This window comes from Saccharopolyspora hattusasensis (assembly GCF_050972075.1).
Classification (GTDB): domain Bacteria; phylum Actinomycetota; class Actinomycetes; order Mycobacteriales; family Pseudonocardiaceae; genus Saccharopolyspora; species Saccharopolyspora hattusasensis.
In genome coordinates, this window is record NZ_JBPCDC010000001.1 from 4583739 (window position 1) to 4606549 (window position 22811).

Consider the following 22811-nt stretch of genomic DNA (forward strand, 5'->3'; position numbering starts at 1 on the left):
GACGCGCTTGTGGGTGGCCCTGCGAGGGCCAGCCTCAGCGCGGTCTCCCTCCGGTGCGGCGAAACCGCGAGGTTGGTGCCATGACCACTGAAACGACCGCACTCCAGCTGACCGCCGGCCGCTGGGCCCTCGACCCGTTCCACTCCTCGGTCGGCTTCTCGATCCGGCACCTGGGAGTGTCGAAGGTGCGGGGCCGCTTCGCCGAGGTCGACGCCGAACTCGTGGTGGGCGAGACCCTCGACGACAGCACGATCACCGCCACCGTCGCCATCGCGTCCATCGACACCGGAAACGCCGACCGCGACGCGCACGTCCTCGCCCCGGACCTGCTCGACGCCGAGAAGCGCCCGACCATGACCTTCCGCTCGACCCGGCTGCGCGGCGAAGGCGAGGACTGGTCCCTCGAAGGCGAGCTGACCATCGGAGAGGTGACCAAGCCGATCACCTTCGAGGTCGAGTTCGGCGGGGTCGGGGACGTCTTCGACGGAAGCCGCCACGCCGGCTTCGAGGCGACGGGCGAGATCCGCCGAAGCGATTACGGCATCAACTTCGGCGCGGGTGAAGCCCTGCTCGGCAACGTGGTGAAGATCCAGCTCGACGTCCAGTTCGTCGAACCGAAGTGACGAGGTCGCGGGGCCGTGAGCCCTTTGGGTTGCTGTCTCAGCCTCTTGCTATAGCAGCCCGAAAGCGCTCACGGTCCCGTTGCCGCGTCAGACGTTCTTCAGGGCTTGGGCGAAGTCGGCGATCGGGCGCTCGATCCGGCGAGCGCGCCGCGCAGCCTTGCCGTCACCCTGAGAACCCTTCCGCCGGCTTGGAAGCACTCGATCGATGGCTGGTGAGGGCCATCCGTGACCTAGCAAGAGGGCACGGGTGCCCCTCGCTCTTGGTCTGATCGGGTGATTACCGGTCGAGTGGTGTGCGGATCAGGGAGGTGACATCGGCGGCTCGGCCGCGTCCGACACCCTCCGTGATGGCTGGAAAGGGCTTCGGGTTCGGCCCACGCGCGGTTCACTGGGAATCGTGACCACTGTGGACCGTGCGTGTCCGTGGCGGACCTCCCGACACCTGTGCGCGGGACGCGGCGAATTGTCGGCACATCATTCCATTGAGCCAATTCCGAAATGCATTCCCCGTGCGGTTCGGCTGCAATCTTGTCGAACCGCCCAGACGCCGGTTTCGGAATCCTCGGCGTCCGAACGCGGAATTCGGCCCGGCCGTCGCGCAAATAACCGCGGACGGCGGGAGGAATGGAAACGCGATGGCAATACGACATAATACGGTGATCGCCGGACTGGTCGGACTGGTCGTGGGCAGCGTGCTCGGTGCCGCTGGTGCCCTGGCCGCCCCGGCTGTGCAGGATGACCAGTCGAAACCCCCGGTGATCGGCCTGAGATTCGCCGCCGGCCTCGCCGCGAAGCTGCCCACGGAGCCCGATCCACCTGCTGCTCCAGTAGCTGACTGGGTGTCGCCGGCGGATGGCGAGATCAGCAGCGGCTTCGGTGAGCGCTGGGGCGAGATGCACAACGGTGTCGACATCGCCAACGACATCGGCACCCCGATCCGAGCGGCGTCGGAGGGCATCGTCATAGATTCCGGTCCGGCGAGCGGTTATGGCATGTGGATCAGAATTGCGCACCGCGAGGACGTCGTTTCGATTTACGGGCACATCGACGAGGACTTCGTCTCGGTCGGACAACAGGTTCGGGCCGGGCAGTTGATCGCGACGATGGGCGATCGCGGCGAATCAACCGGGCCACACTTGCACTTCCAGATCGAGGTGGCCGGGCGGCCGGTGGATCCAGAGAAGTTCTACCGCGACGCGAACGCCGAGTTGACGGATCGGTAAGCCTTTCGTGCGTTCTCGACGGCGTGTCGACGCCCGATTGGTGGACCCGGTTGACCCGTCCGCGGGCGGCGCTGCCAGAGTGGCAGACCCCGGTAACCGCCAAACGATGTCCGGCGTGCACCACTGGCTGTTATCACTGCCCGCTATCGAACTGTGAGCGGCGTGCGAACCCAGCAGCGATCACCCGGCGTATCCGGCGGTGGACCGATCGGCCGAGCAGATCATCACCCTCCCGGCCGATTGTCCTGGTGCTCCGGGAGCTACTTCGATCGCATTAACGCGCCTGGAAGGATTCGATGTGATGGAGCGAGTGGATGCGGCCGGGATCGTCGGCGGTGGAGTGCTTGCCGGGGATCGCCAGCCGCCGGACTGGGAACGCCGGATCGCCGAGCGGTCTGAGCAGCACTACCGCGCGCGGTTGGTGCAGCGGCTCCTGGTTGCCTGGGCGGTGCCGGGCAACCTGTTGCTGATCGGCTCCGCCGCGATGGCGTTGTCGTTATGGGTGTCCGCAATACCGGCGGGGGTGGTTTTCGCCCTGGCCGTGGCATCGATGGCCCTGTCGGCGAGGTTCGTCTACCAGCAGCACTTTAAGGTTCGCGCGGTGGGGTCAGAACTGCGCGCGCTCGAATGCGCATACCGCGAGAACATGCTGGATGAACTGGGGTCCGGGGATTTGCTGGGTGTGCACAAGCGCTACCGGGCGCAGCTGCCGGATCTCGTCGAGCGCTACCGGGGCGAGGCCCGGCGGGACCGCTCGAAGGACAACGTCCTGCAGGCGGTGGTCATCGGCGGCTCGATCATCGCCGCGACGGTGACGGCGGTATCGGTGTCCGTTGTGGACGTTCGGGGGGTCGCGGTGGCGTTGTGCCTGGTCGTCGCGGTGGCCGCGGCGTTCGCCGGGCACGCCAAATACCGGTACCGGGCGGTCGCGTGCCAGCAGGCCGCCGACGCGTTGGACCGCGAGTACGAGTCGGTGGAGCTGCGGGTCGGTCGGTACCGCCGGTTCGACAGTGAGCACGAGGCCTATGCGGAATTCGCCGACGCGGTCGAGTCGCTGCGAGCCGAACAGGTGCGCCGCTTGCCCTCAACCGCAGCGGACGGGATCGGTCAGTAATCACTCCCATGTCGCTCTTCACGAAAGCGTGGAGAAATAGGCGGATAACGATCACTGAATGTCTACATTTCCCACTTATGTGATCGCTGAATGGTGGTGAGTGATCCTTCCGTAATCTCCGGCGCGGCGCACAGGAATCGGCCTGTGCAGAGAGGAGCAATGCGATGAAGCGCACCCTTACCGCAGCGGCCGTTGTGTTGGTCGGCGGCGCTGGCGCGGTCGGCTTCGCCGCTACCGCGAACGCGGCCGAGACCCCGCAGCTGCCCGCTCAGCTGCCCACCGACAACAACCTCGCGCAGACCACGTACCACGTCGCGGGCACGCTGGCCTCCGCGCAGCAGACCGTGGGCGACGTCGTCCCGGTCGAGAAGCAGCTAACCGGGCGCAGCAACGCCGGTGGCCCGCTCGACGGCGTGCTTGGCGGCGTCGGCGTGCTCGGCGACAGCAACCCGGTCACGGGCCTGCTCGGCGGTGTGACCGGCAGCAAGAGCCTCGACACCGCCGCGCTGCCGGTGGGCGACGTCGTCCCCGCCTTGGCGGTCAGCCCGGTCGCCAGGCAGGGCGGCCCGGTCGACGAGCTGCCGGCTGGCCTGGGCTCGGTGCTGGACAGCACAAAGGCGGGCGTGCCGCAGGCCAAGCCCGCGCAGCTGCCGCCCACGCCGCAGGAGGTCAACCTGGTGGGCGAGACGGTGCACGGCGTGGTGGCCGGCTCCCCGGTCGGTTCGACGCTGCCGGCGGCGAGAAGCGGCAGCGCGCTCGGCGGCGTCGCTGGTCCGGCGAGCCCGCTGGACGGCGTGACCGATACCCTCCCGGTCGGCAAGGTCGCCCCGGACACGACACTGGACAAGGTCAACGACGTGGCCAGCCACGGCCCGCTCGGTGGCGCCAACCAGCTCGGCGGCTGAGCGGCCCGGCGGCCCTCCACGTCGAACAGAACGACGCCGGAAGCGACGGCCCGGCAACACGGTCGACCCGGCGCAGCTCACCCGCTGGAGCGGCGGGCTTCCTCCGCCGACGGCGCCCCCGAACGGACTCGATGGCCCCCGCCGGAACCGGCAGGGGCCATCACCGCGTAGGCTCCGGTTGCAGCTGATCAGCCGCCGTGAGTGCTTTTCGGTGCTGCAGTGATTGCTGCCACACTCGTTCTGCGTGGCGCTGCGGTTGGCGGCACCTCAAACGCCGCCTGGACTACGGGATCCCCGATTTGCGCATGACCAGATACGCGGCATCGGGGCTTCAAAGACAAGAGCCCGCCCTACCGCATCTTGGCCGGTCGCTTCCAAAGCGCCCGCTATGGCCCCAACAGCGCTCACGGGCGTTGACCAGCGGGAACGGGGCTGCAGGGAGAAAAGGAGCCGCTCGGGGGGATGGCTGGGTGACAATTTCGCGAGAAATTGACGTTCACCCAGGTGACGGTCAATTTCTCGCGAAATTGGCACCGCCTGCACGAACGCGCCGCGGCGATCACGAAGCGCGACGATGCCGCGTCACCCGGGGTGGTGGCGATTTCGCGCGAAATCGCCACCCGGCCCGCGTCCAGAAGTCGATTCCGCCGTTGCCGGTGGCGTGCCCGAGCCGGGCGATCGCCCGGCTCACCGGTCCAGTTCGACGGTGCCCGCGGAGCCGTGGACGGTTATCCGCTGGCCGTCGGTGATTCGGGTCGTGGCTTCCGGAACTCCCACCACGGCGGGGATTCCGTACTCCCGGGCCACCGTCGCTCCGTGCGAGTTCGGCCCGCCCATCTCCATCACCAGGCCGCCCGCGGTCAGGAACAGCGGCGTCCAGCCGGGATCCGTGGACGGCGTCACCAAGATCTCGCCTGGGGCGAGCCGCGCGCGGACCGGGTCGTGCACCACTCGCGCCGTCCCGGTCACGGTGCCCGCCGAAGCCGATGTCCCGATCAGCTGACCGTCGACCGCCGCCGTGGGCAGCGTCGCCTCGGGTTCGGTGCCGTCCGAGAGCAGCACGCGCGGCGGGTGCCGGCGCCGCAGTTCGCGTTCGTGGGTTTCTCGGCGCTGTGCCACCAGATTGCGGTGGTCGGCGCCTGAGACCGCCTCGGCGAGCTCGTCGTAGTCGAGGAAAAACACGTCCTCCGCGCGCTCCAGGCCACCGGTGCAGGCGAGTTCCCGGCCGACGGCCAGCAGGTGCTTACGGGCGTTCGCGATCGCGAGCACGATGCAGTACTTCGGCATTTCGCGGAGCCCGGCGAGCTGCCGCACCCTGTCCATCGTGAAGCCGACGACCCGAGCTCGCAGCGGGTTCTTGAGCCGGGACACGATCTCGGCGGCCATCCGCTCCGCGTCGGCCACCCCGCGCCGGTACTGCTCGTCTGCGTCGTGGCCGCTTTCGCCGGTCTGCACGTAGTTCGCGACGAGCCCGAGCACGTGCGCCGGGGCCTCGGACCAGCGCGGGATCCCGATGTCGATCTCCGCCACCGTCCGATGCCCGTAGCGCTCGAAGAACGCATCGAGTCCATTTTGGACTTCTACCGGCAGCTTCCGGGACTGGTAGCGCTCGGCGAGCTCGTCGATGGAGGATCCGGCGAACAGCCGGGCGGTTTCGGGGTCCCGGCGGGCGAGCTGCGCGATCCCCCAAAGCTCCAGGTCCATCTCGGTGGTGACGTTGTGCGGGATACCGCGCAGCACGATCTGCACTTCTTCGAAGCTGGCGGCCTTGCCCGCCAGCTTCGGGAGCAGTCGGCTGAGGACGAGGGCGGGCAGCATCCTCGGCGGGATCTGCGCGATTCGCGGGACCGCGATCTCCGCGACGCTCCGCCGCGCCGCGGCCAGCCGCTCCCGCGCGGACGACGGCTCGGGGCCGGCCAGCTCCGCCCGGATTTCCCGTGCCAAGCCGAAGATCCGCTCGCGAGCGCGCTTGGGGTCGCGCAGCGTGCGCACCGCCTCGATCGGCGCCTTGGTGCGCGCGAAGATCCCGGCGAGCCGGCGAAGCAGCGGCCACGGCACCTTCGGGCCCAGTGGCAGGCGCGGGTCGTCGAGCAGCGACTCGAAGACCTTTCCGGTGCGGGCTTCGGCCATCGCGAACACCTTGGGTGCCACGGCGCGGCCGATCTTGTTCCGGGTCATGCCGGTGATGTCGGCGAACAGCCAACCGTCGGCCTGCCGCCACAGCTTCGGTCGCGGTCCGTCGGTCGGGATGCCGAGGTTGCGCATGAGGTTGTTGAACATCAGCGCCAGCGTCGCGGCGCCCATCGGCGTGATCGGCCGGTAGACGCCCTGCGCGACGTTGATCGACAGATAGACGTGCAGGCCGTCGTGCGGTTCGGCGGGCAGCGGGAACAGCGTGGTGATCGGCCGCGACTGGGTCAGCCACGGGGTGCCGTCGCCGTCGATGGCCCACTCGATGTCCTGCGGCGCGCCGCAGTGCCGCGCCACTTCCGAACCCAGCGCGGCGAGCGCGCGGGCCTGATCGTCCGTTATCGAAGGCTGATCGCCCTGCTGCGCAACGGTTTCCGTGCCGCCGCCGGGTTTCGGGTGGACGCTGGTGGGCTTGTCCCCGAGCCGCCGCGCGGTGATCCGGCCGGACTCCACTGCGAAGTGGTCCGGGGTGACCGCGCCGGACACCACCGATTCGCCGAGTCCGGTGTTCGCGTCGATCACGGTCTCGGTTCGCCGCCCGGTGACCGGGTTCGCGGTGAACAGCACGCCGGCCGCCGTCGCGTCGACCATGCGCTGCACGACCACCGCCAGCCGCACCGCTCGGTGGTCGATGTCGTTGGCCGCCCGGTAGGCCACCGCCCGGTCCGTCCACAGTGAACTCCAGCAGCGGCGCACGGCGTCCAGTAGCGCAGCCTCGCCGATGACGTTCAGGTAGGTGTCTTGCTGGCCGGCGAAGCTGGCGTGCGGTAGGTCCTCGGCGGTCGCGGACGAACGCACCGCCACCGGGGCGTCCGGGCCGAGTTTGGCGTAGGCGGCGGTGATCGCGGCAGCCAGCTCGGCGGGGATTTCGGCGCCGGCGAGCCGGGAGCGGATCTCGGCTGCTGCCCCAGGCAACCGGTCGATCAGGTCGCCGGTGAGTTCGCGGCAGACCTCGTCGTAGGCGAGCGTGCTGATGCAGAAGCCGGGTGGCACCCGGAATCCCGCCGCCGACAGCTCACCCAGGTTGGCGGCCTTGCCGCCGGCCAGTTCGCCGTCGCTCGCGCGGATCTCGCCGAGGTCGAGCAAAACCTGGGTCTCCAACGTGCTCAAGGCCAACCTCCCCGCGCCGGTGCAAGCAAGGTAGCGCGGAATGGGCCAAAAAATCAACAGTCGTTGAATTTATGTTGGGCCATTGGGGTGGTCCCGGCGATCGCCGCATCACGTGCCGGGCGGAGCGCCATTCCTCTCCCGCGAGGAGGGAGCGGGATGCATTGGTGGATGGTGCCGTTGGCGACGTTGTCCGGCCTGGTCATGCTGGCCCCGGCGATCTGCAGGCACCTGCGCCGGCGGCGGGTGGTGGCGCGAGTGCGGGCCGAGCTGGCCTGGTTCTACCAACCGCGATCGCCGCGCGAGCGGTTCGCGCCGGGCAGCGGGAAACACGCCTCGACGACCCCGGTCGTCGTGCTGCGCCAGTCCGACGGCACTGTCTTGGCGATGCCCAGATCGTCGGGTGCGCGTCGGCGCTGACGTGGCCCAAGGCGCCGGAAACGAAGTTGCCTCGCATTTGGCCGCAGGTCATAGTTGTCCCGCCAACTAGTTGAGTGCTGCAAGCAAATTGCTGGGGATGTTCGTGCCGCAGCGCTCCCGCCGGACTCGCCCGCCGGCGCATCACGAGGAGCACCCCCTGAAGGGAAAACCATGTCGGAAACGGCTGTGCCACCTGCGCAGACCGCCGGATTCGCGCTGAGCCACCGGCAGATCCTGACCGTGCTCACCGGCCTGATGCTGGGCATGTTCCTGGGCGCGCTCGACCAGACGATCGTCGGCTCGGCGATCCGCGTCATCGCCGACCAGTTGCACGGGCAGACCGCGCAAGCCTGGGTCACCACCGCATACCTGATCACGGCGACCATCACCACGCCGCTGTACGGCAAGCTCTCCGACATCTACGGCCGCAGACCGCTGTACCTGACCGCGATCTCGCTGTTTCTGGTCGGTTCGCTGCTGTGCGGGCTGGCGAACTCGATCTACGAGCTCGCCGCGTTCCGCGCCATCCAGGGCCTCGGCGGCGGCGGCCTGATGTCGCTGGCGCTGACGATCATCGCCGACATGATCCCCGCCCGGCAGCGCAGCCGCTACCAGGGCTACTTCATGGCGGTCTTCGGCACCGCCAGCGTGATCGGGCCGGTGATCGGCGGCCTGTTCGCCGGCATGGACAGCTTCCTCGGCATCGACGGCTGGCGCTGGGTGTTCCTGGTGAACCTGCCGGTCGGGCTGGCGGCGCTGGCCGTCGTCGCGAAGGTGCTCAACGTAGCGACCGAACGCGTCCGGCACCGAATCGACTACCTGGGCGCGGCGGCGCTGGTCGTGCTGCTGGTGCCGCTGCTGACCGTCGCCGAGCAGGGCCGCCAGTGGGGTTGGCTGTCGTCCATCTCGTTGGCCATGTACGCCATCGGCGCGGTCGGGCTGCTGCTGTTCGTGTTCGTCGAGAGCCGGATGGGAGCCGAGGCGCTGCTGCCGCTGCGGATGTTCCGGTGGTCGTCGTTCCGGATGGGCAACCTGCTCAACTTCCTGGTCGGCATCGGCATGTTCGGCGGGCTGAGCTCGTTGCCGCTGTACCTGCAGATCGTCAAGGGCCTGAGCCCGACTGAGGCGGGGCTGATGCTGCTGCCGATGACGGCCGGGATCATGGTCGCGACCGGCGTCGTCGGCAAGCTGATCGCCAAGACCGGCCGGCTGAAGGTCTTCCCGATCGTCGGTGCCGCGTTCATGGCCACTTCGCTGTTCTTGTTCAGCCTGATCAGGGTGGACACCTCGCTGGTCCAGGTGGGGCTGACGGCGGTGGTGATGGGCTGCGGGCTGGGCATGCTGATGCAGACCCTGACGCTCGTGGTGCAGACCGGCGCCACCCCGCGCGACATGGGCGTGGCGACGGCGTCGGTGAACCTGTTCCGGCAGACCGGCGGCACAGTCGGCGCGGCAGCGTTCCTGTCGGTGCTCTTCAGCACGGTCGGCGGCCGGATCGCGGATGCTACGCGAGCGGCGTTCGCCACCCCGGAGTTCACCGCGGCGCTGCGCGACCCGGAGGTGCTGGCGAACCCGGTGAACCGGTCGTTCGTCGAAGCGCTGCAGCAAGGTGGCGGGGCCGGCCTCGACATCAATGACACGTCGTTCCTGTACGGCCTGGACCCGCGGCTGGCGCGGCCGATCCTGGAGGGCTTCGCCAGTTCGATGGACACGGTGTTCTTTGTCGGCGGCTGCGTGGTCCTGGTCGCCTTCGGCCTCACCTGGCTACTCCGCGACATCCGCCTGGACTGACTTGTCCACAGACTTGTCCACAGACTTGTCCAGTTATCCCCAGGCCTGTGGACAAGTTCACGAAGTGCCTGGTCAGGTCCTGTGAGTGGGGATGTCCAGAAGCGCTCACGGACCCGGTGCTACACAAGTGAAAAGGGCCCTCACCGCATCCAGCGCGGCGAGGGCCCTTTCTCGGGGCGGTGGTTCAGTGCCCCTGTTCCTTGGCCCGCTCGTACGAGCGCTTGATCTCCGCTTCGGCCTCGGTGCGGCCGACCCACGTCGCGCCCTCCACGCTCTTGCCCGGTTCCAGGTCCTTGTACACCTCGAAGAAGTGCTGGATCTCCAGCCTGTAGAACTCGGCGAGGTGGTGGATGTCGCGCAGGTGCTCCTGCCGCGGGTCGTCCGAGGGAACGCAGATGACCTTGTCGTCGCCGCCCTTCTCGTCGCGCATCCGGAACATGCCGATGGCACGCGACTTGATCAGGCAGCCGGGGAACGTCGGCTCCTGGACCAGGACCAGCGCGTCCAACGGGTCGCCGTCCTCGCCGAGGGTGTCCTCGATGAACCCGTAATCCGCCGGGTACTGGGTAGCGGTGAACAGCGTCCGGTCGAGACGGATTCGCCCCGTCTCGTGGTCCACCTCGTACTTGTTCCGGTTCCCCTTGGGGATCTCGATCGTGACGTCGAAGTCCACGCGGTTCCTCACTCGTCTTGCGTCGGATGCAGCCGCCCGCTCCCGCGTGCGACCACGTCTAGTGTGGACCACGGCAGCTCTCCGGCCCCCACCGCAGTGCGGGAGCTCGCAATCTGGCAGTCTGGCGAATCGTCGAGGAGGAGCACGTGCCCGAACCCCAGAACAGCGGGGGTGAGGTGTCCGAACCCGACGTCCATGCGTCAACATCGGATAGCGAGAGCCCGACCCGACCCGATGCGTCGTCCCCGGACGGCTCGCCGCCGGACCGGCCCGCCGGAGACCAAGCCGCGGAGACGTCGGAGGCCACCCCGCCCCGGACCGGAACCAGCCCGCCGACCGAGGCCGTGACCTCGTCGAACGCCGCGGAATCCGAGGCCGCGGAGGCGAGCGGCGCGCCCCGGGAGCCGGCGGCGCGGGCCGGTGCCGATGAGACCAAGGGCACAGCCGCCGCGGCCGAGCCGCCGGAGGCAGAGGCGGACTCGGCGGGTGAGACCGCGCGGTTGAAGACCGTTGCCGCCGAGGCCGGCGACGCCGTCGAGGACAAGGGGGCGGAGAAGGCCGACGCGGTCCAGGCGACCCAGCCGACTGCTGCCGGCGGTGTCGGCGCCGCGTCCGCGAAGAACGCTGTGGCCAGCACGTCGAAGCGCGTCGCGGGAAGCCTCGGCGAAGAACAGGCGAAGCCGACGTCCGCATCCGAGGCCGAGGCCGATGACCCGCCCGCCGATGACCGGTCCGGACAAGGGGCCGGCGCCGAGGACTCCGAAGAAGAGGTCGACGAAGCCGCCTCGAAGGCGGATTCTGGCGAGCAGACCGATGGCGAGGTCGACCCCGGCGACAAGTCCGAAGACAAGGCCGACAACGCCGGCAAGGAGGCCGACGGCGGCAAGGCCGGCGCAGTGGTCGACGGCGAGCCCGGCGAGAAGGCTGACGAGAACCTGGGCACTGCCGCCGATTCCGGAGTGGAGGCCAGCAGCGCGCACAGCGGCACGGTCGAGGCAGCCGGAGCTGCAGCTGCACCCGAACGCTCCGAGGACGGAGCGGCCGTCGAGTCCGACGCCGCTGACGGAGGTTCCGAAGCGACGGCGGTCCCCGGCGGGGACTCGGGAACGGAAACCGGGGCGGACGCCGGAACGGCGGCTGCGTCCGCAGAGACGACTACTGCCACCGAAAGTTCCGATGCGGCAGCGACTTCCGGCTCCGGCACCGAACGGGCCCCAAAAGAGGATTCCGGCGCCGAACCTGAAGCAGACACCGGCGCGGACGCCGAACCAGAATCGGATTCCGGCGCCGACGCGGAGTCCGCAACGGCAGTCGAGTCCACTGTTTCCGGCCCTAACGCAGGATCGGATTCCGGCGCGGATGCCGAATCTGGAACGGAAACCGACACGCACACCGGCTCCGACGCGGCTGCCGAAGCTGGAACCGCTGCCGAAACTGGAACCGCTGCTGGATCTGAGGCCGTAGCCGCCGCTGGGGCGACGCCCGAACAAGTTTCCGCTGATGAGGCCGACGGCACTAGTTCCGCGACAGACGCGGAAGACACCTCTGGAACTGGCGCGAAAGCAGCTGCCGGGCCTTCTGCCGGTGCTGGCGTCGAGCCAGCCGATGATGCCGAGGCCAGGACCGAAACGGCCGCTGACCCCGGACTGGCGGGCGCTGGGACCAAGCCGGGAGAAGCTCCGGATCCAGGAACGCGAACCGGCGACGGTCCTGATTCCACCGCGGAACCCGCTGAACCCGCTGAACCCGCTGAACCCGCTGTTGAGCCGAAGACCGCGGGTGCCGAGTCCGCAACGTCGGCCGAGCCTGCTGGGGCAGCCAATGCAGGGGCCGGGGACGAAACGAGCATCGCTGCAGAAGCCGGTACCGAGGCCAGTGCCGGGGCCGCGTCGAGCGAGGAACCCGCGGCTGGGACTTCGCCCGGGGCAGCAGCCGCAGCAGCCGCTGGTGCGGCGCCAGGGACGGCGCGCGGCGAAGAGGAGCCGGAGCGGGACGACTGGCCGACTGGTGACGTAGCGCCGGAGCAGGACGATCGGCCTGCCGCGGACGAGGAGCCGGAGGCGGATGACCGGCCGACCGGCGACCAGGAGCGCATCGTCGAGCCGCCGGTCACCGCCGTCGAGCTGACGCAGCAGTTCTCGCCGGTCACCGATGCGACCCCGCCGCCCAGCAACGTCGAGCAGACCCAGCGGATCAGGCGGATCGAGATCGCCGGGCCCGTCGAGCCGCCGCGCATCGACGAGACGCAGCAGATCCCATGGGTCGCCGCCCAGCCCATCGACTCGACGCAGCAGATCGCGAAGGTCCCGGCGGAGAGCGAGGCGGAGAAGACCACCCGGATCGACCTCAAGAGCCTCGAAGCGCTGCGCGCCGCGGACCCGGGGCCTGCGACGCAGCAGATCAAGCCCGTGCCGCCGGTCGCTCCCGCCGAGCAGACGCAGCAGTTCGCCCGGCCGGACTTCGACGGCCCGCCGCCGCGCCCCGCGTCCGCCGCGGATTTCGCGGGCCTGACGCCGCCCCGGGCGCAGCCGCAGCGCATCCCGCCGCAAGCCGCTTCGCCGGCGGATTTCGCCGGTCTCGCCGGGGCGAAGCCCGCTTCGCCAGCGGATTTCGCGGGCCTGACCGGATCGCGGGCGCAGCCGCAGCGCATCTCGCCGAGCGCCGCGCCCGTGCTGACATTGGGCGAAGAACCGCCGAAGGCAGAGCCGCCCCATCGCCGTCGCCGGGGGCTGATCGCGGTCGCCGTGATCGTCGTCGTGCTGCTCGGTGCTGGCATCGCGTTCGGCCCGACGCTGGTCGACGCCCTGATGAAAGCGCAGCTCGCCGATCCGCCCGCGCCGGTCCGGCTCAACCCGGCGATCAAGCCGCTCGACCAGAACGCGCCGCTGCCCACGAAGGCGGGCCTCGACGACGCTCTCGCCGGAGCGCTGGGCAACCCTGGTCTGGGCACCTTCGCCGGTGTGGTGCTGGACGCCCAGACCGGACGGGTGCTGCGGCAGCAGAACGCCGGTCAGGAGATGGTCCCGGCGTCCACCGGGAAGCTGCTGGCCATGAGCGCGGCACTGCTCGTCCTGGACCACGACCAGCGGCTCACCACCAAGGTGGTGCGCGGCAGCCAACCGGGCACCGTGGTGCTGGTCGGCGGTGGTGACCTGACGTTGTCTACGCTCCCCGCGAACAAGGAGTCGGTCTACCCGGGGGCCGCCCGGTTCGACGACCTGGTCGCCCAGGCCCGGGCCGCGGCCGGGGGCGACGTGACGTCTGTGCTGGTGGACACCAGCCGGTACACCGGACCAGGCCTCGCCCCGGGCTGGCTGCCGCAGGACGTGGCCGGCGGGATGATGGCGCCGATGGAGCCGGTGATGTTGGACGGGGGCCGGGATGACCCGACCAAGGACTACAGCCCCCGGACCTCGACCCCGGCGGTGGAGGCCGCGCAGCGGCTCGCGGCCGGGCTCGGCGCGACGCAGGTGTCGAAGGGCGTGGCGCCGCCGAACGCGCAGGTCCTCGCCCAGGTGCAGTCGCCGACCGTGCAGGAGATGGTCGACATCGCGATGCAGCACTCGGACAACTTGCTCGCCGAGGCGCTGGCGCGCGAGGTGGCCATCGCCACCGGCAACGACCCGTCATTCGCGGGCTCGGCCAAGGCAGTGCGCGACGTGCTGGCGCAGCACGGCTTCGATGTCACCGGCACGAGCATGGCCGACGGCAGCGGGTTGTCCCTGGACGACCGGACCACGCCCAAGCTGCTCTCCGCTCTGCTGGCCTCGGCGACCGCCCCGGCCAGCCCGGAGGGCGGGCTGGCACCGCAGTCGGCGAAGCTGCGCGGGCTGCTCACCGGGATGCCGATCGCCGGTGGCAGCGGCAGCCTGAGCGACCGCTACGGCGGGAGCCCCGGCGAGGGCTGGGTGCGGGCGAAGACCGGCACCCTGAACGGCGTCAACAGCCTGGCCGGCACGGTGGTGACGAAGGACGGCAGGCTGCTGGTGTTCGCGTTCATGTCCAACGGCACGAGCCCGGCGGTCGCCCGGCCCGCGCTGGACGGCGTGGCCGACGCCCTGCGAGGCTGCGGCTGCCGCTGACCGGGGCACGGCTGTTTCCGCAGGTCAGGCGCCGTGAGTGTTTTCGGGTGCTATAGCGCCCACAACCACTCACGGTCGTTGACCAGCGGAAACGGTGCGCGGCTGCGCAGGTGCGGCCTCGAAAGTGAGGTACCTGCGGGGCTGCAGGCGGGGTACGGTCGGTCGTGTGAACGCCCGACCTTCCACTCTGTCCCCGTCCCCAGACCGGGGCGCCACCGGCGAGCATCGGGCGCTGGACTGGAACATCGCCGTCGCCACCGCGGTCCGGCTGATGAAGCCGGGGCCGGATGTGCCCCGGTCGGAAGCCGAGCAGGCGGTGCGCTCGCTGCGGCGGTTCAGCGTCGAAGCCGAATCCCACGTCCGCGAGCTGACCGGCCTGGGCCAGCACCTGCCGATCGCCGAGGGGGACGTCGTCGACCGGCCCGCCTGGGTGCGCGGCGCGGCGGACGGCCTCGCCGAACTCACCGACGCCGCACTGTCCACAGCGGACTCACAGGTGCTGCGGGGAAACGACCTCTTCGGCGGCATCAGCGCGCGTGGCGCGGGGGTGCAGGCCGGGGTGGTGCTCGCCTACCTGGGCGGCAAGGTGCTCGGCCAGTTCGATCCGTACGGCGAATCCGGCGTCGCCGGGCAGCAAGGCCGGTTGCTGCTGGTGGCGCCGAACATCGTCGCGGCGCAGAAGTCCCTCGGAGTGCCCGGCGACGACTTCCGGATGTGGGTGTGCCTGCACGAGTCGACACACCGGCTGCAGTTCAACGCGGTGCCGTGGCTGCGCGAGCACTTCGCGGAGAGCCTGGGCACGCTGCTGGCGGAGATGGAGGGCACGACCGGTGAGCTGCTGACCCGGCTGCCCGCGGTGCTGCGGGAAGCCCGCTCGACCCGCTCCAGCAGCGACTCCAGCCCGGGCATGCTCGGGGTGATCGAGCTGCTGCAGACGCCGAGTCAGCGGGCCGCGCTGGACCGCATCATCGCCATCTCCACGCTGCTGGAAGGCCACGCCGACCACGTGATGGACGCGGTGGGTCCGCGGGTGGTGCCCAGCGTGGCCACCATCCGCCAGCGCTTCACGGAGCGCCGGAAGGGCGGCGGCCTCCTCGACCGAGTGCTGCGCAGCCTGCTCGGGGTGGACGCGAAGATCCGCCAGTACGCGCAGGGCGCGGCGTTCACCCGGCATGTCGTGGACGCCATCGGGATGGCCGGCTTCAACGCGATCTGGACGTCCCCGGACCACCTGCCGACCCGCGCCGAGATCGGCGACCCGGCAGCCTGGATCCGCCGGGTCCACGGCTGACCCGAGTCCACGGGGAGGACGCCCTCGATTTCAATGGAAATCGAGGGTCCAGGGTCCGATTTTCATTGAAATTGTGGAAGTTGTCCACAGACGTCGGCGTGTCGTGGTGCGACACGCCGACGATCCGCAGTTTCCATTGAAATTGCATGCGGGAGAATGGCGGCGTGCCGCCGCCCGATCCCGCCGTCAGCGCCGTTCGCGGCGCCCTCCGGCGCCTGCTCGGCTCCGCCGAGGCGGCGCCGTTCCGCGGCACTCCGCTGACGGTCGCGTGCTCCGGTGGCGCGGACTCGCTGGCGCTCGCCGCTGCCGCCTCGCACGTCGCTCGCCGCGAGGGCGTCGCGGTGCATGGGCTGGTCGTGGACCACGGGCTCCAGGTCGGCTCCGCCGACGTTGCCGCCCGCGCCGCCGAGCAGCTCCGCGGGCTGGGGTGCTCGGCCCGGGTGATCGAGGTCGAGGTCGGGCGCGGCGGTGGGCTGGAGGCTGCTGCCCGTCGCGCGCGCTACGCGGCGCTGCGCGCGCAGCGCCCGCCGGGTTCGTTGGTGCTGCTCGGACACACCCTCGATGACCAGGCCGAAACCGTGCTGCTCGGGCTCGGGCGGGGTTCCGGGGCTCGCTCGATCGCCGGGATGCGGCCGTTGGATCCGCCGTGGGCGCGCCCGTTCCTGGGCGTCCGCCGGGCCACGACCGAGGCCGCCTGCGCGGCGCTCGGCCTAAAGCCCTGGCTGGATCCGCACAACTCCGATGCGCGTTTCACGCGTGTGCGGTTGCGCACAGAAGTCCTTCCGCTGCTTGAAGATGCATTGCAGGGCGGGGTGCGGGAGGCGCTCGCGCGCACCGCTCGGCAGTTGCGCGAGGACGCCGACGCGCTGGACTCGCTGGCCGCCGAGGTGCGTGGTCGCGTCGAGGCCGGCGACGTGCTCGATGCCGTGGCATTGCAGGAAGTTCCGGGCGCGCTGCGGCGTCGGGTGCTGCGGGTGTGGTTGCTGGAGCGCGGGGTCCCGGAGATCACCGACGAACACCTGCGCGCGGCGGACGCGTTGGTGTCCGACTGGCGCGGTCAAGGCGGACCGGCCTTGCCAGGCGACTTTGTGCTGCGCCGGGCGCATGGCACGCTTTTGGTGGAAGCGGCGGGCCGCAAGCCGCCGAATGGTTGACGGGACGCCGAGGCTTTCGGTTCGGGCGGCTGGGTTGCCAGCGCCGGGAACCGGTGTCCCGTCGATTCGACAAGAGGGGAAGCCGGGCCGTGTACGACGGCGACATCGCTTCTGTGCTCATCACCGAGCAGCAGATCAACGACAAGGTCACCGAGCTGGCAAAGCAGGTAGACGAGGACTACCAGGACGCGGGTGGTGATCTGCTGCTGGTCGGCGTGCTCAAGGGCGCGGTCATGTTCATGACCGACTTCGCGCGGGCGCTGCCCCAGCCGGCCCAGCTGGAGTTCATGGCGGTCAGCTCCTACGGCTCGTCCACCTCTTCGTCCGGCGTGGTGCGCATCCTCAAGGACCTCGACCGGGACATCGCCAACCGGGACGTGCTGATCGTCGAGGACATCATCGACTCCGGGCTGACGCTGTCCTGGCTGTTGAAGAACCTGAGCTCGCGCAACCCCGCCTCGCTGGAGGTGTGCACCCTGCTGCGCAAGCCCGACGCGGTGCAGGTGGATGTCCCGGTGAAGTACGTGGGCTTCGACATCCCGAACGAGTTCGTGGTCGGGTACGGGCTGGACTACGCCGAGCGCTATCGTGATCTGCCTTACATCGGCACGCTCGATCCGAAGGTCTACACGTCCGGCGTGTGAGCCGGGAGCGGCCGGGCAGGCGTGTCCGGTTCGGCCCTCCCGGCCCAATGCGCCCCGGTGGCCGAGTACGCTGGGCGTCCTGCGTCAGCTCGGCATGGTCGTGCCCTCGCATCGGCCGGTACGCTGGTCTGAAGGGGTTGACGGCAATGACGAAGTGTGTCTACCAACAGCCGTTGCCCGAAGTGACAGTCAGGGAGGGTCGAGGCCGCCCGACGGCCGCAAGTGAATGGACCGAAAGCGCCTGCTCCGCAACCCGCTGCTGTGGATCCTGACAGCGTTTCTGCTGATCTACGCGTTCAGCGTGCTCTTTGACGAGACTCGCTCCTACCGCGAGGTCTCCACCTCGCAGGCCCTGGAACAGATCGCCCAGGGCAAGGTCAAGGAAGCGACCATCGAGGACAAGGAGCAGCGGGTTCGGCTGACCCTCAACCCCGGCCAAGGCTTCCAAGGCAGCGAACAGCTGATCGCGCAGTACCCGGCCGGTGCCACCGACCAGGTGGTCGCCGAGATCCGCAATGCGCACGTGCCGACGTGGAACACCAAGGTCACCCAGGACTCGTTCTGGGTGCAGATGCTGTTCTACCTCGTCCCGATCGGCCTGCTCGTGCTGCTGCTGATGTGGATGATGAACAACGTCCAGGGCGGCGGCAACCGCGTCCTGAACTTCGGCAAGTCCAAGGCCAAGCAGCTCACCAAGGACATGCCCAAGACGATGTTCTCGGACGTCGCGGGTGCCGACGAGGCCGTCGAGGAACTGCACGAGATCAAGGATTTCCTGCAGAACCCCGGCCGCTACCAGGCCCTCGGTGCCAAGATCCCGAAGGGCGTCCTGCTCTATGGCCCGCCCGGCACCGGTAAGACGCTGCTCGCCCGAGCCGTCGCCGGTGAGGCCGGCGTGCCGTTCTATTCGATCTCCGGTTCCGACTTCGTCGAGATGTTCGTCGGTGTCGGTGCCTCCCGCGTCCGCGACCTGTTCGAACAGGCCAAGCAGAACGCGCCGTGCATCATCTTCGTCGACGAGATCGACGCGGTCGGCCGCCAGCGCGGTGCCGGCCTCGGCGGTGGGCACGACGAGCGGGAGCAGACCCTCAACCAGCTGCTCGTCGAGATGGACGGCTTCGACTCGCGCGGCGGCATCATCCTGATCGCCGCGACGAACCGGCCGGACATCCTGGACCCGGCGCTGCTGCGCCCGGGCCGCTTCGACCGGCAGATCCCGGTGTCCGCGCCGGACCTGCGCGGTCGCCGCGCGATCCTGAACGTGCACTCCAAGGGCAAGCCGTTGGCGCAGGACGCCGACCTGGACAGCCTGGCCAAGCGCACCGTCGGGTTCTCCGGTGCCGACCTGGAGAACGTGGTCAACGAGGCTGCCCTGCTCACCGCGCGGGAGAACGGCCAGTTGATCACGGCCGCCGCGCTGGAGGAAGCGGTCGACCGCGTGATCGGCGGCCCGCGCCGGAAGAGCAAGATCATTTCGGAGCGGGACAAGAAGATCACCGCCTACCACGAGGGTGGGCACGCCCTGGCCGCCTGGGCGATGCCCGACCTCGAGCCGGTGTACAAGCTGACGATCTTGCCGCGCGGTCGCACCGGCGGGCACGCCCTCGTCGTCCCCGAGGACGACAAGGACATGATGACCCGCTCGGAGATGATCGCCCGCCTGGTGTTCGCGCTCGGTGGCCGCTCCGCCGAGGAGCTGGTCTTCCACGAGCCGACCACGGGTGCGTCCAGCGACATCGAGCAGGCCACCAAGATCGCCCGCGCGATGGTCACCGAGTACGGCATGACCGCCCGGCTGGGCGCGGTCAAGTACGGCAAGGAAGAGGGCGACCCCTTCCTTGGCCGCACCGCCGGTCAGCAGCCGAACTACTCGCTGGAGGTCGCGCACGAGATCGACGAGGAGGTGCGCCGGCTGATCGAGGCCGCGCACACCGAGGCCTGGGAGGTGCTCAACACCTACCGCGACGTGCTCGACGACCTCGTGCTGGAGCTCATCGACAAGGAGACGCTGGTCCGCAAGGACCTGGAGCGCATCTTCTCCCGAGTGCAGAAGCGCCCCCGGATCACCGCGTTCAACGACTTCGCCGGTCGCACGCCGTCGGACAAGCCGCCGGTCAAGACCCCCGGCGAGCTGGCCAAGGAGCGCGGTGAGCCGTGGCCCCCGGTCAAGGAGGAGCCGACGCCGTCTCCGGCGGGTGCAGCGGGCAACCAGAACGGTGCTCCGCCGCACCACGAGCAGCCGACCCCGGCCGGTGCCGGTGCGGGTGCGCACCAGGGCACGGTGCAGTTCCAGAACCCGAGCCAGGAGCAGCAGTCGGGCCAGCACGGCCAGGCGCCGCAGGCGGTTCCGCCGAACTACGGCGCGCCGCCCGGGTGGACCCCGGCGACCAACCCGTCCGGTTCGAGCTACCCCGGTGGGGGCGGCGGCCAGTACAACTGGACTCCGTCCTGGGAGCGCGGGCAGCAGGCTCCGGCCGAGCACCCGGCACCGCAGCAGGGCGAGCCGAAGGCGGAGGAAGCCCCGCGGCCCAACCCCGAGACGAGCCAGGACTCGGCTCAGGACAACGGCAGCGGCAACTCCAGCCGCTGACCACTCCGGTGCACTCGGTGCCTCCGGGCGCCTCAGCCGGTGGAGGAAAGACAAATTGACCAGCACGGTCGACGAGCCGATCGGGGCGGGGGGCGACTCCCGTCCCGACGGCTCTTTCCACATTCCCCAGTTCGACCAGGCCCGCGCCGAGGCGGCCGTCCGGGAGCTGCTGCTCGCGGCCGGTGAGGACCCGGACCGGGAGGGCCTGCGGGACACCCCGGCCCGCGTCGCCCGCGCCTACCGCGAGCTGTTCGCGGGGCTGTACACGAACCCCGACGAGGTCCTGGACAAGACCTTCGACGAGGCACACGAGGAACTCGTCCTGGTTCGCGACATCCCGGTGTACTCCCAGTGCGTGCCGAGCAAGCAGACCGTCAACCTGGTTGATGGTGCGAAGCCCGCTCGGGATGTCCGGATCGGGGATCGTTTCTGGACCCTCGTCGACGGCAAGGTAGAGCAGACCGAGGTCGTCGAGGTCAGTTCGCACCAGAAGCGCGAACTCGTCGAGGTCGTCACAGAGCAGGGCCGATTCCAGGTCACTCCTGACCACCCGCTGGCAACGCCGCAGGGATGGCAGGAAGCCAAGGATGTGGCCGGTACTTACATCGAGTGGACGCCGCAGCAGAAGCTGTGTCGCCAGCGCTGGCAACCGAACATCGGTTACGAATTCGGTTACGCGCTGGGAGCCCTTTGCTCGGACGGCACGGTCGGCGACCGGTACGTGTCGTTGGTGGTGAACGATCGCGACTTCGCGAAGAAGTTCGCCTACGCGCTCGACCAGGCCTTCGGCGTCGATGCCGAGATCGAGGAAATCGAGCGGCCGTCCGGTCACCTGCAACGCCAGGTCGAAGGCTTCCGCGTGCGAGTCGTTTCTTCCTACCTGGCGGACCTGGTGCGCCAGTACGTCGGAGGGGACGCGCACCATCAGCGGCAGCGGTTCCCGCGAGTCGTGATGTCGAACGAGATCGCGTTCCGCGGTTTCCTGGATGCCTATGCCGACGGGGACGGGTTCCGGTCCAAGACCAGTCGAGGTCGGACGATCGCGAGCATGAACGCTGGCTTCCTGGAAGACGTTGCCCAGGTGATCGGCGCACGGTTCACGTCGAAGATTCCCGCGATCACCCGGCTGTGGATCGCCGATGACTGGTTCTTGCGACACGGCTTCAGCCAGGAATCGCATCGGACCGACCTGATCGAGTCGCAGTGGGTCAAGGTCGTGTCGGTCCGGCACCTGGAGGCAACCGGTGCGAAGCCGTACACGGTTTATAGTTATAAATGCGATCCGCATCCGACGTTTCTAATTAATGGACATTTGACTCATAATTGTGAGCATCATCTTTTGCCATTTCATGGAGTTGCTCACGTTGGATATATTCCTAATGAACTGGGCCGGGTGACCGGGCTGTCCAAGCTGGCCAGGCTCGTCGATCTCTACGCCAAGCGCCCGCAGGTTCAGGAGCGGTTGACCTCGCAGGTCGCCGATGCGTTGGTGCGCCGGTTGGAGCCTCGCGGGGTGATCGTGGTGATCGACGCCGAGCACCTGTGCATGGGCATGCGCGGGGTTCGCAAGGCCGGTTCGACGACCACGACCTCCGCGGTGCGCGGTCAGTTCCGCAGCTCGGCTTCCTCGCGCTCCGAGGCGTTGTCGCTGATCAGGGGTCGATGATGCATTCGCTGTTGCCGCACCCGCCGCGCTGCGCGGTGATGGGCGTGCTCAACGTGACCCCGGATTCGTTCTCCGACGGCGGGCGCTACCTGGACCGGGCCGCGGCCGTCGCGCACGGCATCGAGATGCGCCGGCTGGGCGCGGACATCATCGACGTGGGCGGTGAGTCGACCCGGCCCGGCTCGGAACGCGTCGACGCCGCCACCGAGATCGAGCGCGTGCTGCCGGTTGTGCGCGAGCTGGTCGCCGCCGGTGTTCCGGTGAGCGTGGACACCACCCGCGCCAAGGTCGCGGCGGTGACCGCAGAGGCCGGCGCGGTGATGATCAACGACATCTCGGGCGGCCTGGCCGACCCGGACATGGTGCACGTCGCGGCGGACACCGGGCTGCCGTGGGTGCTGATGCACTGGCGTGGCCACAGCAAGGACATGAACAGCCTCGCGGTGTACCAGGACGTCGTCGCGGAGGTGCGCGATGAGCTGCTGCAGCAGGTCGACACGGCGCTGACCGCCGGCGTGGCCGAGGACGCGATCGTGCTGGACCCGGGGCTCGGGTTCGCCAAGAGCGGGTCGCACGACTGGCAGCTGCTGCAGCGGCTCGACGTCTTCGTGGACCTGGGTTTCCCGGTGCTGGTCGGGGCCTCGCGCAAGCGGTTCCTCGGGCGGCTGCTGGCCGACGCCGACGGCAAGCCCCGACCGCCCGCCGGGCGGGAGACGGCGACGGCCGTGGTGTCGGCGCTGGCGGCGGATCGCGGGGCCTGGGGCGTGCGGGTGCATGACGTCCGGCAATCCTTGGACGCGGTCGCGGTGACCGCCGCGTGGCGCAATGGAGGAGAACTCGGTGGCTGACCGGATCACGTTGACCGGCCTGAAGGTGCGCGGCAACCACGGCGTCTTCGACCACGAGAAGCGCGACGGGCAGGAATTCTTCGTCGACATCACGGTTTGGATCGACCTCGGGGACGCCGCCACGAGCGACGACCTGGCGAAGACGCTGCACTACGGCGAGCTGGCCGAGCGGGCCGCGGCGATCGTCGCCGGGCCGCCGAAGGACCTGATCGAGGCGGTGGCCGGCGAGATCGCGGACGACATCATGTCCGACGAGCGGGTGCACGCCGCAGAGGTCACCATCCACAAGCCGAGCGCGCCGATCCCGCTGACCTTCGCGGACGTGGCGGTGACCATCCGCCGCTCCCGCCGCGGCGGTCGCGGCAACGTCGTCCCGGCGTGAGCCGTGCCGGCGTGAGCCGTGCCGTCGGGTTTCCGCAGGTCAGGTGCCGTGAGTACTTTTGGGTGCTATAGCGCCGAAAAGCACTCACGGGTCTTTTTCAGCAAAGGG

At 69.5% G+C, this 22811-nt stretch carries 15 protein-coding genes and 2 pseudogenes; 15 read left to right on the top strand and 2 right to left on the bottom strand.

From position 1 onward, the window contains the following. Positions 1 to 80: 80 nt before the first annotated feature. The 4 genes from ACRXBZ_RS21640 (at position 81) to ACRXBZ_RS21655 (ending at position 3865) form a co-directional block, all read left to right on the top strand. Positions 81 to 623 (top strand): YceI family protein, encoded by a 543-nt coding sequence (locus tag ACRXBZ_RS21640; RefSeq protein ID WP_168586208.1) that lies wholly within the window; start codon positions 81 to 83, stop codon positions 621 to 623. Between the two features lie 635 nt (positions 624 to 1258). Continuing rightward, positions 1259 to 1846: a M23 family metallopeptidase gene (locus tag ACRXBZ_RS21645; protein WP_433880637.1), complete on the top strand. Its 588-nt coding sequence runs from the start codon at positions 1259 to 1261 to the stop codon at positions 1844 to 1846. A 301-nt stretch (positions 1847 to 2147) separates the two neighbouring features. Then, positions 2148 to 2960 (top strand): SLATT domain-containing protein, encoded by an 813-nt coding sequence (locus tag ACRXBZ_RS21650; RefSeq protein WP_433880638.1) that lies wholly within the window; start codon positions 2148 to 2150, stop codon positions 2958 to 2960. Between the two features lie 164 nt (positions 2961 to 3124). Beyond that, positions 3125 to 3865 (top strand): hypothetical protein, encoded by a 741-nt coding sequence (locus ACRXBZ_RS21655; protein WP_433880639.1) that lies wholly within the window; start codon positions 3125 to 3127, stop codon positions 3863 to 3865. A 687-nt stretch (positions 3866 to 4552) separates the two neighbouring features. Here the strand turns inward: ACRXBZ_RS21655 and ACRXBZ_RS21660 are convergent. Then, positions 4553 to 7165, bottom strand: coding sequence for a PEP/pyruvate-binding domain-containing protein (locus ACRXBZ_RS21660; RefSeq protein WP_433880640.1), 2613 nt, complete (start codon positions 7163 to 7165; stop codon positions 4553 to 4555). 156 nt (positions 7166 to 7321) lie between these two features. On the opposite strand from ACRXBZ_RS21660, the gene ACRXBZ_RS21665 reads away from it, so the two are divergent. Together ACRXBZ_RS21665 and ACRXBZ_RS21670 are read left to right on the top strand one after the other, a co-directional pair. Then, positions 7322 to 7582 (top strand): hypothetical protein, encoded by a 261-nt coding sequence (locus ACRXBZ_RS21665; protein ID WP_433880641.1) that lies wholly within the window; start codon positions 7322 to 7324, stop codon positions 7580 to 7582. A 171-nt stretch (positions 7583 to 7753) separates the two neighbouring features. Continuing rightward, positions 7754 to 9373, top strand: a complete 1620-nt coding sequence (locus ACRXBZ_RS21670) for an MDR family MFS transporter (protein WP_433880642.1) — start codon at positions 7754 to 7756, stop codon at positions 9371 to 9373. 184 nt (positions 9374 to 9557) lie between these two features. On the opposite strand, the gene ACRXBZ_RS21675 is transcribed toward ACRXBZ_RS21670, so the two are convergent. Then, entirely contained in the window at positions 9558 to 10046 is a 489-nt protein-coding gene (locus ACRXBZ_RS21675; protein WP_168586214.1) for an inorganic diphosphatase, read from the bottom strand. Positions 10047 to 10192: 146 nt separating this feature from the next. Between ACRXBZ_RS21675 and dacB the strand changes: the two genes are divergently transcribed. From dacB to folB, 9 genes and pseudogenes are all read left to right on the top strand, one after another. After that, positions 10193 to 14128 (top strand): D-alanyl-D-alanine carboxypeptidase/D-alanyl-D-alanine endopeptidase, encoded by a 3936-nt coding sequence (gene dacB, locus ACRXBZ_RS21680; protein ID WP_433880643.1) that lies wholly within the window; start codon positions 10193 to 10195, stop codon positions 14126 to 14128. A gap of 166 nt (positions 14129 to 14294) precedes the next feature. Beyond that, the gene (locus ACRXBZ_RS21685; RefSeq protein WP_433880644.1) at positions 14295 to 15419 is read left to right on the top strand and encodes a zinc-dependent metalloprotease; all 1125 of its coding nucleotides are present in this window, start codon (positions 14295 to 14297) and stop codon (positions 15417 to 15419) included. A gap of 146 nt (positions 15420 to 15565) precedes the next feature. After that, positions 15566 to 16573, top strand: a complete 1008-nt coding sequence (gene tilS / locus ACRXBZ_RS21690) for a tRNA lysidine(34) synthetase TilS (RefSeq protein ID WP_433880645.1) — start codon at positions 15566 to 15568, stop codon at positions 16571 to 16573. A gap of 89 nt (positions 16574 to 16662) precedes the next feature. Beyond that, the gene (hpt, locus tag ACRXBZ_RS21695) at positions 16663 to 17217 is read left to right on the top strand and encodes a hypoxanthine phosphoribosyltransferase (protein ID WP_190824265.1); all 555 of its coding nucleotides are present in this window, start codon (positions 16663 to 16665) and stop codon (positions 17215 to 17217) included. A 226-nt stretch (positions 17218 to 17443) separates the two neighbouring features. After that, positions 17444 to 19807 (top strand): ATP-dependent zinc metalloprotease FtsH, encoded by a 2364-nt coding sequence (gene ftsH / locus ACRXBZ_RS21700; protein WP_433880646.1) that lies wholly within the window; start codon positions 17444 to 17446, stop codon positions 19805 to 19807. A gap of 79 nt (positions 19808 to 19886) precedes the next feature. Continuing rightward, a pseudogene (locus tag ACRXBZ_RS21705) lies at positions 19887 to 20162 on the top strand (GTP cyclohydrolase I); the annotation flags it as partial. 969 nt (positions 20163 to 21131) lie between these two features. Continuing rightward, a pseudogene (gene folE, locus ACRXBZ_RS21710) lies at positions 21132 to 21473 on the top strand (GTP cyclohydrolase I); the annotation flags it as partial. Beyond that, positions 21470 to 22321 carry a dihydropteroate synthase gene (gene folP / locus ACRXBZ_RS21715; RefSeq protein WP_433880647.1) on the top strand — a complete coding sequence of 284 codons (852 nt, stop codon included), beginning with the start codon at positions 21470 to 21472 and terminating at the stop codon, positions 22319 to 22321. The pseudogene folE and the gene folP, both read left to right, overlap by 4 nt. Then, positions 22314 to 22703, top strand: coding sequence for a dihydroneopterin aldolase (gene folB, locus ACRXBZ_RS21720; protein ID WP_433880648.1), 390 nt, complete (start codon positions 22314 to 22316; stop codon positions 22701 to 22703). The genes folP and folB overlap by 8 nt, the downstream gene beginning before the upstream one ends. Positions 22704 to 22811 lie beyond the last annotated feature (108 nt).